At 38.6% G+C, this 13,416-nt stretch carries 10 protein-coding genes and 1 pseudogene; 5 read left to right on the top strand and 6 right to left on the bottom strand.

Going from position 1 to position 13,416, the window contains the following annotated elements; all coding sequences use genetic code 11:
- Window positions 1–10 precede the first annotated feature (10 nt).
- The 4 genes from hutI to murI all read left to right on the top strand — a co-directional run bounded on the left by hutI (window position 11) and on the right by murI (window position 5,142).
- A complete protein-coding gene (gene hutI, locus ACT53H_RS13115; protein ID WP_476009362.1) occupies window positions 11–1,216 on the top strand; it encodes an imidazolonepropionase in 1,206 nt (401 codons plus the stop codon).
- Between the two features lie 10 nt (window positions 1,217–1,226).
- Window positions 1,227–2,147: a formimidoylglutamase gene (gene hutG / locus ACT53H_RS13110; protein ID WP_476009361.1), complete on the top strand. Its 921-nt coding sequence runs from the start codon at window positions 1,227–1,229 to the stop codon at window positions 2,145–2,147.
- Between the two features lie 252 nt (window positions 2,148–2,399).
- Complete coding sequence (locus ACT53H_RS13105) at window positions 2,400–4,226, top strand: DUF885 domain-containing protein (RefSeq protein ID WP_476009360.1); 1,827 nt, start codon at window positions 2,400–2,402, stop codon at window positions 4,224–4,226.
- A gap of 115 nt (window positions 4,227–4,341) precedes the next feature.
- Complete coding sequence (murI, locus tag ACT53H_RS13100; protein WP_476009359.1) at window positions 4,342–5,142, top strand: glutamate racemase; 801 nt, start codon at window positions 4,342–4,344, stop codon at window positions 5,140–5,142.
- On the opposite strand, the gene ACT53H_RS13095 is transcribed toward murI, so the two are convergent.
- A complete protein-coding gene (locus ACT53H_RS13095; RefSeq protein WP_151792515.1) occupies window positions 5,129–5,752 on the bottom strand; it encodes a LysE family translocator in 624 nt (207 codons plus the stop codon). The two genes, murI and ACT53H_RS13095, sit on opposite strands and share 14 nt — an antisense overlap.
- A gap of 231 nt (window positions 5,753–5,983) precedes the next feature.
- Complete coding sequence (locus tag ACT53H_RS13090) at window positions 5,984–7,195, bottom strand: hypothetical protein (protein WP_151963721.1); 1,212 nt, start codon at window positions 7,193–7,195, stop codon at window positions 5,984–5,986.
- Between the two features lie 1,035 nt (window positions 7,196–8,230).
- Here ACT53H_RS13090 and ACT53H_RS13085 point away from each other — a divergent pair.
- Window positions 8,231–8,525 (top strand): annotated as a pseudogene (locus tag ACT53H_RS13085) (hypothetical protein).
- Window positions 8,526–8,768: 243 nt separating this feature from the next.
- On the opposite strand, the gene glmS reads toward ACT53H_RS13085, so the two are convergent.
- Genes glmS through thiL form a run of 4 tightly spaced genes read right to left on the bottom strand, consistent with a single transcriptional unit; the run spans window position 8,769 to window position 13,410 of the window.
- Window positions 8,769–10,607 carry a glutamine--fructose-6-phosphate transaminase (isomerizing) gene (gene glmS, locus ACT53H_RS13080; RefSeq protein WP_004790149.1) on the bottom strand — a complete coding sequence of 613 codons (1,839 nt, stop codon included), beginning with the start codon at window positions 10,605–10,607 and terminating at the stop codon, window positions 8,769–8,771.
- A 12-nt stretch (window positions 10,608–10,619) separates the two neighbouring features.
- Window positions 10,620–11,984, bottom strand: a complete 1,365-nt coding sequence (gene glmU / locus ACT53H_RS13075; RefSeq protein WP_476009358.1) for a bifunctional UDP-N-acetylglucosamine diphosphorylase/glucosamine-1-phosphate N-acetyltransferase GlmU — start codon at window positions 11,982–11,984, stop codon at window positions 10,620–10,622.
- A 15-nt stretch (window positions 11,985–11,999) separates the two neighbouring features.
- Window positions 12,000–12,515, bottom strand: coding sequence for a phosphatidylglycerophosphatase A family protein (locus ACT53H_RS13070; protein ID WP_013196559.1), 516 nt, complete (start codon window positions 12,513–12,515; stop codon window positions 12,000–12,002).
- A complete protein-coding gene (gene thiL / locus ACT53H_RS13065; protein WP_476009357.1) occupies window positions 12,493–13,410 on the bottom strand; it encodes a thiamine-phosphate kinase in 918 nt (305 codons plus the stop codon). Before thiL ends, ACT53H_RS13070 begins: the two co-directional genes overlap by 23 nt.
- Window positions 13,411–13,416 lie beyond the last annotated feature (6 nt).

Here is a 13,416-nt window from a genome sequence, read left to right as displayed (position 1 = left end):
GGAAAGGCTCATGAAAAAACTTTGGCAGAATTGCCACATTGCGACCATGCAAAATGGGCAATACTCCTACATTGAAGATGCTGCAATTGTCACAGAAGGGCATCTCATTCAATGGATTGGAAAACAACAACAACTTCCTACCGACACATATTCCGAAACAGTTGATTTAAACGGCGCTTGGGTGACCCCAGGGTTCATTGACTGTCATACGCATAGTGTATTTGGTGGCAACCGTAGTGTTGAGTTTGAAAAACGCTTGCAAGGTGTAAGTTATGCTGAAATTGCAGCAAGTGGTGGCGGTATTGCCAGTACAGTACGCGCAACCCGAGAAGCCAGCGAAGAACAACTATTAAATTCAGCACTTAAACGTATTCGCTGTATGCAACAAGATGGTGTAACCACTATCGAAATTAAGTCTGGCTACGGACTCAATTACGAAAATGAACGCAAAATGCTGCGTGTGATCCGTCAAATTGGTGAAAAATTACCGATGACGGTTAAAAGCACTTGCTTGGCTGCTCATGCTTTACCGCCAGAGTACAAAGATCAAAGCGATGCTTATATCGAGCATATCTGTACAGAAATGCTGCCTAAACTGCATGCTGAAGGCTTAGTCGATGCAGTTGATGCGTTCTGCGAGCATTTAGCCTTTTCACCAGCTCAGGTTGAGCGTGTTTTTAAAACGGCACAATCATTGGGTTTACCCGTTAAGCTGCATGCTGAACAGCTTTCACCGCTAGGTGGTTCAAGCTTGGCAGCACGTTATCATGCTTTGTCAGCCGACCATTTAGAGTACATGACCGAAGATGATGTCAAAGCTATGGCAGAGTCGGGTACGGTTGCTGTGTTACTACCGGGCGCCTTTTATTTATTGCGTGAAACACAATACCCACCGATTGAAAGCCTCATTAAACATGGCGTGCGTATTGCACTATCGAGTGATTTAAACCCGGGTACATCTCCAGCACTTTCTGTACGTTTAATGCTGAATATGGGAAGTACGCTCTTCCGTCTAACACCAGAGCAAGCATTAGCGGGTGTCACCATTCATGCTGCACAAGCGCTCGGTTTAGAACAAACGCATGGCAGTCTGGAGCAGGGCAAAGTCGCTGACTTTGTGGCTTGGGATATTGAGCATCCATCTGAAATTGTTTACTGGCTGGGCGGAGATTTGCCTAAGCGAGTCATTCAGCATGGACAAGAAGTTATTTTTTAAACGGTGTCACATGAATCACACATTTAAATGGCAAGGTCGCCATGATGGCGAGGGTGAAGCACACCAACGTATTCACCATATTATGAATAAAACCCAACATGCCGAATTTGCGTTGATTGGTTTTAGCTCTGATGAAGGCGTGAAACGTAACAAAGGCCGAGTTGGTGCTGCCGATGCGCCAGATGCAATCCGTAATCAGCTTGCCAATTTACCTATTCATCGTCCAGTCAGTATTGTCGATTTGGGTACAGTGACCTGCGAATATGACAATTTAGAGCAAGCCCAAACCGAGTTGGCGGAGCAAGTCGCAACTAGCTTACAAAATGGTTTAAAGCCGATTGTACTTGGTGGTGGACATGAAGTTGCATTTGGCAGCTTTAGCGGTCTGTTTCAATATCTACAAGCCCACGCACCAGATAAAAAAATAGGCATTATTAATTTCGATGCCCATTTTGATTTGCGTGAAGCAGAGCATGCAACTTCTGGAACACCTTTTTTACAAGCAGCAAGGCTTTCAGAACAGCATCAAAAACAATTTAATTATTTATGTATTGGGGTCGCCAACCATGCCAATACTAAAGTTTTGTTTGATACAGCCGATGCGCTAAATTGTGCATATTTACGTGATCATGAGGTTAATATTTTTAACCTACCAAACGTGCTTGTAGCGGTTGATGCTTTTATTGAAAAAGTAGACTGTTTGTACGTTACGATAGATTTAGATGTCTTCACGGCTGCGGTTGCACCCGGAGTCAGTGCACCAGCTGTAAAAGGAATTGATTTAGCCACTTTTGAAGCAATTTTTAAGCATATTCAAGAGACTGGGAAAATCAAACTTTTAGATATTGCTGAGTGCAATCCAAAATTTGATTTAGACAATAGAACAGCGAAACTGGCTGCGTATATTGTTTATCAGTATTTGTTTTCTTGAGAAACAATTTTTAATGTAGAAATAAAAAAGTGCACTGAGATCGCTCATGTGCTCTTTTTTTGACTTTCTGGTAAATTAAAGTCAGATTCGGAATAAAGATAGCAACTATAAATAATTTAATTAAAAAGAAAATTAATTTATAAAATCATTGAGTTAAAAAATACTCGATTTTTACACCATTTTATATGCTGCTTGGCACGTAATTTGTTTTGTCTTTATTTTAAACTTCGTTAAATATTTCTGGATAATTAAATGAAAAACAGAACCTTACATTTTGCTTGTATCAGTGTTTTATTTTGGATGTCTCATTCTTCTGATGCTGCAAGCCCCGAAATAAATACAAATACCATCGAAAAATCACAATCTAAACTAAACAGTAATGTCTCTGTTCGGGTGAAAGTTTTAAATCAGCTTTTACAAGAACAATGGGAATATACTTTGAAAAATAACCCTGAAATTGCAACGACTTTAGGAGATTTACGCTACAACAATCGATGGACCGAGGTTTCAAAAACTCAGATCGAAAAAGATAAAAAAACTACCCAAAATTTTTTAAAACGTTTTGAAGCAATCGATAGCACAGGATTTTCAGCAACTGATCAATTGAATAAAGATTTAATGATTTATCAGTTGAAAGAGACACTTAAAAGTTATGATTTGAAACTCTATGAGATGCCTTTCAATCAAATGTGGGGGCTACATTTACAATTTCCGGGATTTATTAGTTCGATTCCCTTTAATAATGCGAAGCAATATCAAGACTATATTTCTCGTTTAAAACAAATCCCTCTTATTCTTGATCAAGGGATTCAGTTAGCAAAACAAGGGCAAAAAGACGGCTTGATGCCACCCAAGTATTTAATTGAAAAGGTGGCAAAGCAGATTGATAGCATTGCAACTCCAGCAGGGAAAGACAGTGTGTTTGCTTCACCATTAAAGCAGTTTCCAAATAATATTCCGAAAGCAGAACAAGAGCGTTTAAGCCGTGAAATACTACAAGCCATAGATCAGAATGTACGGCCTGCTTATCAAAAACTCGGCACGTTTATTCAGAAAGATTACTTACCCTATGGGCGACAACACGAGGGGATATGGAGTTTGCCAAACGGTGACGAGCTCTATCGTTTTTATGTAGAAGATAATACGACAACCTCGGAAAGCCCTGAAACTATTCATCAGCTTGGGTTAAAAGAAGTTGCTCGTATAGAAGCGGAAATGCTTAAAATTGCCAAAGCACAAGGTTTCAATGACTTAAAAAGTTTCCAACAATCCTTAAAAACAAATCCTGCGGTTTTCCCAAAATCTCGTGAAGAAATTTTAGAGATTTATCGCGGGTATATTGCCCAAATGCAACCAGAGTTGCCGAAGCTGTTTGGTTTATTACCCAAAAATAAAGTCGAAGTTTTGCCTGTAGAGCAATATCGAGAAAAAGAAGCGGCAGGTGCGGAGTATCACCAAGGCACACCTGATGGTTCACGTCCCGGACAAGTATATGTAAATACTGGCAACTTCTCTGAGCGTTCCAAAATATCAATGGAAGCGACTGCTTACCATGAGGCAATTCCCGGCCACCATATGCAGATTGATATTGCCCAAAACTTGCCAAATTTACCGATGTTCCGAAAGCAGCCGAATCACACCGCTTATATTGAAGGATGGGCACTTTACGCAGAGCAATTGGGCAAAGATGTGGGTTTCTATAAAGACCCGCTTTCAGACTATGGAAGACTATCGAGTGAGTTGTTCCGTGCTTGTCGTTTAGTGGTGGACACTGGCGTACATTATAAAAAGTGGACCCGTCAGCAAATGATTGATTTTATGCGAGAACACTCAGCTTTAGATGAACCTGATATTCAGGCAGAGGCAGACCGCTATATTGCTATTCCTGCTCAAGCATTAGCTTACAAGATGGGCCAACTGAAAATTTTAGAGCTACGGGAGCTCGCGAAACATGAGCTTGGAGACCGTTTTGATATCAAAGCGTTCCATGACATGATCTTAAATGCAGGAACATTGCCTTTAAATATATTGGATGCACGTATTAAAAATTGGATTAAGGAACAAAAATCGGCAACTTAAAATAAAATTCGAAATTTAGGTCAGGTCCTCGTTGGGCCTGATTTAAAAACGGATAGAAAACATAATATAATAATGAAAAATATAGTTTCTTTTAGAATTTTAAATTGGAAAAACAATGAACCAGAAGAATAACCCGATTGGAATGATTGATTCTGGTTTAGGCGGGTTGTCTCTCTTTAAGCATATTCGGCAGGCGCTTCCGAATGAAGATATAATTTACTTTGCTGACTCGAAGTATGTCCCTTATGGAGACAAGGAAAGTGACTGGATTGTTTCACGAACCACTCACTTAATCTCAAATCTTATAAATGACGGGAAGTGCAAAGCGATTGTGGTCGCTTGTAACACCATGACGGCTGTAGCAATTGAAACGATTAGAGCGCAAATTAATGTGCCACTTATTGCCATAGAACCCGCGGTAAAACCTGCTGTAGCCATCACACAAAGCAAGCATATTGCTGTTTTGGCAACAGCAACCACGGTGAAGGGCAAAAACTTAAAAAGCTTAATTGAAACTTACGCACAAGATATCAAAGTCTCTTTAGTGCCGTGTATTGGCTTAGCCGAAAAAATTGAAACGGGTAAAGCACATACAGCGGAAGTTAAAGATTATTTAAAAAATATTTTGGCGCCGTTGGTCGAACAAAAAGTCGATACGATTATTTTAGGATGTACCCACTATCCGTTTGTTTCAGACACAATTCAGGAAATTGTAGGTCGTGATATCCAAATTATTGAGCCTTCGGAAGCTGTAACTGCCCAATTAATTCGGCAGCTCAATCAATATCATTTAAGTTCTGAAAGTCCAAATGAGGGAAATCATATTATTTGGACCAGTTCAGATCCGTTGGAAGTTGCGGATGTTAGTTTTTCTTTGTTAGGTAAGCATTTACCTGTAGAAACTACTGGTTTTTAAAGCCAAGAAAAACGCCTAGCCCCATAAAAATCAGTCCACCCATCACTGACATAGATTTTTGGGGCTTCTTTGATTTAGTTAATTTTTGACTGATGTAATTGGCTAAAAACACACAAACAACATCAGCAGAAACAAAGATCAGATTCACAATCAGTCCTAAAATAATGAACTGAGACCAAACTGGAAAATCGAATGATGTATTAATAAATTGAGGTAAAAAGGCGATATAAAAAATAGCGGTCTTAGGGTTTAAAACTTCGACCAGAATGCTCTGCTTCAAAGATAACTGACCATTTTCAACATTTTGCTGAACAGTCGGGGACGAGGTAGATCTAATTAATTTAATACCTAACCAAACTAAATACAAAGCACCTAAAATTTTAATAATATCATAGAGTTTTGGAATAATTTGAAAGATAGTCGTTAAGCCTAAAGACGCCGCGATGATATGAAAACAGCCTCCTAAGAAAATTCCAAATGCTGCCATTAGGCCAGATTTTCTACCCCGAGAAAGCGTCTGTGCAGCGGTATACAGCATTGCCGGACCCGGAATATAAGCAAAAATAATTGTAGTAATTAAAAATGTAATGAATAGCTCTAAAGAAATCATGTTTTTACCTATCTTATTGTTACTATTTTTGAGTGAATTTTAAACAATTTAAAGTATAAGAAATTTATAAGTATTTCAATTTTATAATCAGATTTATTCTATAAAACTAAAAATCATCCAAAGAATGATTTGAAATTCTTTGGATGATTAAAAATAAACTTATGTAGTTTTTAGAGTCACTGTCTAAAGTCTTAATGACTAAAGCTTAAACTCTGAGAACTTAGATTCGGCTTATTTCAATTCCCAGCGCTGTTTTGGGTCATTAGAGCGTTGACTAATACCTACAGATGAACCCCAGAGATGTGTCAGTACAGCATCTGGTTGACCCTCTACAAAGATATAACCATCTTCAAATGCCCAATTAGTTTGGTACTGGCGACCCGCGCCTTGCAAGAAGACATTGCCACTATGCCAATTAACTGGTTTTATTTCTTTACCATTGGTACTGTTTAACGCTGTTTGCAATTGTTCAAAAGACTCATTTGATTTTAAGCTGACTTTTAAAATCTTTTTGACTGTCTCCATATTTTTTTCATTCGTATGTAAATCTAGTGCTTTTCTAAGCTCTAGAAGGACTTTTACGGCTTCTTTTTTGAGGTCTTGAGTATTTTCATATTCTTTATATGCTTTTCCATGAAGCTCCGCCATGCTCTCTTTCTTCATATTTTTGAGTAGAGCATCGATATTGTCATGGCGTAAATGCAATCGGAACTCTGATCTTGTAGTCCAATCTTTTTGATCCAAGACATCTAATTGTACAGAGGCAAGAATGATCTTATAGATTTGTTCATTCTGCTGAGCGAAAGGATTTTCAGACAAACCTTTAAGTTCAGGAATATCTAAAAAGAGCCAAGGAGAGGCAGCATATTCATAGAACTTTTGTTCGATGCGACGAATTGACTCATGAGCGAGTACAGCATTTAAATATTCGTTCAGCTTAGTCTCATCGAGTTTACCAACAAGTTCCGATTTAATCGTTTCTTCGCCGTTACTATAAATAAATGTCTGTAATAAATGAACAATATCAAGACAATCACTGGTTTTTAAGTGGGCGATTGTTTCTTCATCTTGCTTTGGTAAAAGACTAAGGAAATGCTCTAAGTCTTTATCAAATAATTTATATGCAATCGCATCTGTTTCAACATGAGCACCGAGCACCCAACTAGAACGGATATCTTTAACTTTGTTATAAAGCTTATTTTCTCGACCACTGCGATAGTCTTGGCTGTCAAAATACCAAAGCTCTTCGTCTATGTTTTTAACCTTGTCATGTACCGTAAAGAGTCGGTCATTTGTATGAGAATAGGCTAACTGACCCGTTTCACCACGTGCAGTTACAGCATCTTGTAAGCCATGGGTTTGTCCACCGTATGCGCTGGCGATACATGCACCTGTTTCTTTGTTAACGATTCTAAAGTTTCCACCTGGAAATCCATTAGCCATGATGAGTTGCTCCTTATAATTAGAAAGTTTTTGTAATAGTCGAAATTTATAGTTATTAGGCAAATTTCGAAGCGTGATTTATACCATAATTTTTCACATATAAATCCAACTGTTTTTGTTGGTTTTTGTATATAACATATTGATTTAGTTGTATTTATTAGAATATCTTAAGAAGAACATACCACTATTTTCTAAAGTTTCATGAACGTAATAAAAAAGTCCAGTATGTATTTCAAAGACATATCAGGCTTTTTAATAGATGAATTATCAAAACAAAGATGACTTTCATAACATGATATTTTTAAATTATTCTACAGTTACTGACTTAGCCAAGTTACATGATCGGGCAACATCTCTCTATATATTTATATAGACTGTTAAATTAGAATTAACGATTAATCTATTTTATTAACTAAATATATATAACCAAATTTTATATTTTAAATTTAATTTAAAGACATAAATATAATAAAGAGGATAATATTATTTAAACATTAATTAAATTATTATATTTAAACTTTTTCATTAAAATAAATTGACGTTCTTTATTATACCGATTAATATTTCGTTGCTGGCCTACATTGCCAGTCGGTTTTAGCAGACCGTATCCTAGCGAATGGGTTATACTTTCTGAGTATTTCCCATGTGGAACCTTTGTGCCCCCTTTTTCTCTATGGTAGGGCGGAAGGGGGACGCGTTCGCGCGTGCTGGTCGCTAGGTCAGTCTGCTAACCCTCTTTCGTTCTGCCACCCTAATCAATTGACGGTGATTTGGTGGTAGGACTCCATTTTTAAGGAGTTGGCCATGCCATTATTTAAACTCATTTTCTCTCTCATTTAACTATTTTATTTATTTAAAATTTGGGTTTTCTATATCCTGATTTTTTAAATTTATAAATTATTTTTATTTTAAAATCTTAATTATTTTATTTTCCTATTTTTGTGGGAGGATTAATTATTATTTAAAAATTATTTTAATATTTAAACGAATAATATTTTTATTTTATTTAAAGATATAAATAATCATGAGAATAATATGAAACTTCATAAATTTATATTGTTTTTAAACCTTGTGGTCGGTGCTTACGGTATTACAAATGATGATGCCAATGCTCAGCAGGAATTTAAAAGAATTTGCTTGTCAGGTGAACACATGCAAGCCAGTTGCAATTGTATTTGCCAACAGCTTGCGCAGGTGTATTCACCTCAAACCGTACAACGTTTAAAACACACCAGTTTGCAAAGTCCTGTTCTCCCACAGGACTTTGCCCCTAACTTGTTCAGCAGCATTCAACGCTGCGACAAAACTCAAATGGGCTAAGTTCGCTTAGCTCCTTTATCTCTGTGTCGCAATGATCTCTCAAACTTTAAATCAGCGCAAAAGTAAAAGTCCGTTGTGACACAGGGTCCTAGGGGAGTTCTCTACTATCAAACTAGATTTTCTTTCACGTAAAAGCGCTTTTGTAGCGATATGAACGCAATAAAAAAGCCCGATAGGCAATTAATGCATATCGGGCTTTCTAATCAACAGAAGCGATCTAGACCATGTATGGCATAGATAGCATGTCTGATTATTACTCTACAGTTACTGATTTCGCCAAGTTACGTGGCTGGTCAACGTCTGTACCACGTAATACAGCAACGTGATAAGACAATAACTGAACTGGTACGCTATAAACAATAGGAGCTAACCATTCATTTACTGCTGGAATATGTACAACGTGTTGACGATCTTTTTCATTCACTCCGCTATTTTCATCAGCGAAAACGAATAATTCACCACCACGTGCCTGAACTTCTTCCATATTTGATTTTAGCTTATCAAGCATTTCATCATTTGGAGCAAGAATCACGATTGGCATTTCATTATCAACAAGTGCCAATGGACCATGTTTTAACTCGCCAGCCGCATAACCTTCTGCGTGAATATATGAAATTTCTTTAAGCTTTAATGCGCCTTCTAATGCGATTGGATAATTCGTACCACGGCCTAAGAATAAGCAGTGATTTTTTTCAACGAATAATTCAGACAAACGCAAAATTTCTGGATCATGTTTAAGCGTATCAAGAATAACTTTCGGGCTGTGCCATAGTTCACGTGTAATTTCTTCAAGAAGAGCAGGGCTAATACGTTGTTTCACTTGACCAATTTTCAAGATTAACAACATAAGCGCAGCGAGCTGAGTCGTGAACGCTTTAGTTGAAGCAACACCAATTTCAGGACCAGCAAGAGTCAATAAGTGATGATCAGTTTCACGAACCATTGAAGACGTCGCAACGTTACAGATAGTCAAAGTCTGAATATCGATATTGTTTGCTTTCGCACGCTTTTGAGTTTCACGTAGTGCCGCTAAAGTATCAGCAGTTTCACCTGACTGTGAAATACAGATATAAAGTGTATTTTCAACAATTACAGGGGTGCGATAGCGGAATTCACTCGCGATTTCAACTTGGCAAGGCACGCCAATCAGTTGTTCAAACCAATATTTCGCAATCATTCCTGAGTGGTAACTTGTACCACAAGCAATGATTTGTACGCTTTGAATTTTGTTGAAATCTGCATCAGCATTTTTCAAGAAATCATCACGCAAGCTATTGCCATCAAGCGCTTGAGAAATAGTTTGCTTGATTGCTTCTGGTTGCTCATAAATTTCTTTGAGCATGTAGTGTTTGTATTCACCTTTTGATGCACTGCTTACGGTTGCATCAAGCTCTCTTACTGGACGTTCAACGCGTTCGCCATTTGCAAATACTTCGATTGAAGTACGTGTAAGACGTGCAATATCACCTTCTTCTAGGTACATAAAGCGGTTTGTCACTGGTAAAAGGGCAAGTTGGTCTGAACTAATAAAGTTTTCACCAATACCTACGCCAATCACTAAAGGTGAACCTTCACGTACAGTAATGAGTTCATCTGGATAATCGCTGTGGATAATACCTAGCGCGTAAGCACCTTTAAGCTGAGGTACAACAGTTTCAACAGCATCTAAAAGGCTATCTGTGCTTTTTAGAGCTTCAGCAACTAAGTGGGCAACAACTTCAGTATCTGTTTGAGAAGTAAAAACATAACCTAACGCTTGAAGGTCATCTTTTAGCTCTTGGTAGTTCTCAATGATGCCGTTATGTACAACAGCAACCTTACCAGACATGTGTGGGTGAGCATTATTTTCAGTTGGCTTACCATGGGTCGCCCAACGTGTATGCGCAATGCCGATAGCCCCTGTAAGTTGGTGTTCAGCAACTGCATCAGCAAGATTGATAACTTTACCTACACGGCGCTCACGTAAAATTTGTTGATTATTTAGTAAAGCAACACCCGCAGAATCATAACCACGGTATTCAAGACGTTTTAAACCTTCAATTAAAATTTCGGTTACACAACGCTCTGCAACGCCTCCGACGATACCACACATACTTCAATCCTCTTATTTTTTAACCTTTTGGGGACGTTGATAATTTGCTTTTGAAATTTGTTGCGCACGTTCAAAGGAGAGACTTTGTTCGGCTACATCTTTCGTAATCACAGAACCCGCACCAACTGTTGCGCCATTCCCAATGGTCACCGGGGCAACCAGCGAGCTATTAGAACCGATAAAAACGGCATCGCCAATAGTGGTTTTGTGTTTATTTGCACCGTCATAATTACAAGTAATAGTACCTGCCCCAATATTTGATTCAGCACCGATTTCTGCATCACCTAAATAGGTGAAATGATTAGCTTTACTACCCAATCCAATCGTTGTGTTTTTAACTTCCACAAAGTTGCCAATATGCACTTCATTTGCCAATTTAGCCCCTGGGCGTAAGCGTGCAAATGGTCCAATCTGAGCATTTTCACCTACAACTGCGCCATCAAAAACGCTATAGGCTTGAACTTTGGTGCCTGCTGCAATTTTGGTGTTCTTTAGAATACAGCCAGCGCCGATTTCTACAAAATCACCAAGCTCACATTCACCTTCAATAATAACATTGATGTCAATACGAACGTCTTGTCCAACTTTTACAGAGCCACGTAAATCAAAACGTGCAGGGTCAAAGAACATTACACCTTGCTGCATTAGCTTTTTAACTTGTTCTTGCTGGAACTGGCGTTCTAAAGCTGCAAGTTGTAAGCGGTCATTAACACCTTCAACTTCAAAAGCAAGCTCTGGTTCAACAGAGGCAACTTCTAAGCCATCTGCAATTGCCATTGCAACGATGTCAGTTAGATAATATTCACCCTGTGCATTTTCATTTGAAAGTTTAGGCAACCATTCATGAAGTTTTGCGTTGCTAACACAGTAAATACCTGTATTGAACTCTTTAATTTGGCGTTGTGCTTCGTTTGCATCTTTATGTTCAACAATGGCTTGAATTTTGCCATCTTGGCGCACAATACGGCCATAACCTGTTGCATCATCTACAGTGAGCGTAACTAAGCCAATTCCTGTCTGAGTCGATGCATCTAATAATTTTTGTAGCGTATTTGCATTAATACATGGCACATCGCCTGATAAAATCAGTGAAACACCTTCTTTAGGAAGTACAGGCAAGGTCATTTGTACTGCATGACCTGTACCAAGTTGTTCTGCTTGCTCAACCCATTGAACATTTTCTTGGGCAAATGTTTGTTGTACGCGGTCACCACCATGACCATAAATCGTAATAATATTTTTAGCTTGTAATTGTTTTGCTGTTTCAATGACATGCCCTAATAGTGGGCGACCTGCTAAAGGTTGTAATACTTTAGGAAGCTGAGAACGCATACGCGTTCCTTTGCCAGCAGCAAGAATAATGACAGTAGTTGACATGTATAACTCTAATGATTAAGTCAAATGGATAATAATTAGTGTACAAAGAGCAGCCCATACACCGGCAATAATATCGTCAAGCATAATACCAAAACCACCATGCACTTGACGATCAATAACACGGATAGGCCAAGGTTTCCAAACATCGAAAATTCGAAATAATATGAAGCCGACGATCACCCACATCCAGTTCATTTGTTGTAAGTAAATGAGAGGAAGAAAGGTAATAGATTGCCCTGCAAATTCATCCCACACAATTCGACCATCATCGTGTACATTTATGACTTTTGCTGTTTGTCCACAAATATAAATCCCGACCAAAGACATGATAATTATCGCGATTAAGCTTAAGTTAAATCCAAGCGATAACCAGATCGGAACGAAGAGTAGGGCAAAAGCAGAGCCAAAAGTACCGGGGGCTTTAGGTGCGAGACCAGATCCGAAACCAACTCCACAGAAAACGATGCAGCGGTTGAACCAAGACATGTCTTTAAAATGAATCGGCGGCTTATGCAAAGTGTTGGTATCCATGAATTTGCAATGGGTAATCTGAACCCAAATGCTCAAAAGTTAGTTGTGTTTGCTCAACGATCTGTCCGATCATTGTAATCTTAATGTCTAGTTGTTTTTGCAAAAGTTTTTCATAATTTTGCGGTGTTATTGTAAAACATAATTCGTAGTCATCACCACCTGCTAGCGCATATTGCCAGCGCTGCTGTTCTGGTAGTTTCTCTAGCGTTGAATCAATCGGTAACTTTTCTAAAAATAATCGAGCACCGACCTTGGATGCTTTTAAAATATGACCTAAATCTTGTGCTAATCCATCAGAAATATCAATCATGCTAGAAGCAAGGCCCTTTAACTGTTGTCCAAGCTGACAACGTGGTGTTGGGTAGTCTAGTCTTGTTTGTAAAGGGTGTCCTAAGTGTTGTAAACCATAGGCTGCATCTCCGACTTGACCGCTTACACAAACATAGTCGCCGACTTTTGCGCCTGAACGTAACACGGCTTGTCCAGCTTCAATCCAACCCATAGCCGTCACTGTAATGGTCAGATGTGGACCTTGGGTCGTATCTCCACCAATGAGAGCAACACCAAATTGATTACAGCAGTCATAGATGCCCTGACTGAATCCTTTGAGCCATTCATGGTCAATGGTAGGTAGGCTTAACGCAAGTAAAATACTATGAGGTTTAGCACCCATGGCAGCAATATCTGAAAGATTAACAGCCACACTTTTCCAGCCAATTGCATGCGCTGAGGTATTAAGAGGAAAGTGTCGACCAGCAACTAGCGTATCTGCACAGATCACCAATTGTTGATTTTGAGGAGGGGTAACTAAGGCTGAGTCATCTCCAATACCTAAGGTGACATCTGTATAAGATTGTCTGTTAAAGTATTGGTCAATAATAGAAAACTCAGCCATATCAAC

Source organism: Acinetobacter sp. DMC2, assembly GCF_056314305.1.
Note: the sequence above shows the minus strand (reverse complement) of the source record. Positions and strands in the feature narration are given on the sequence as shown.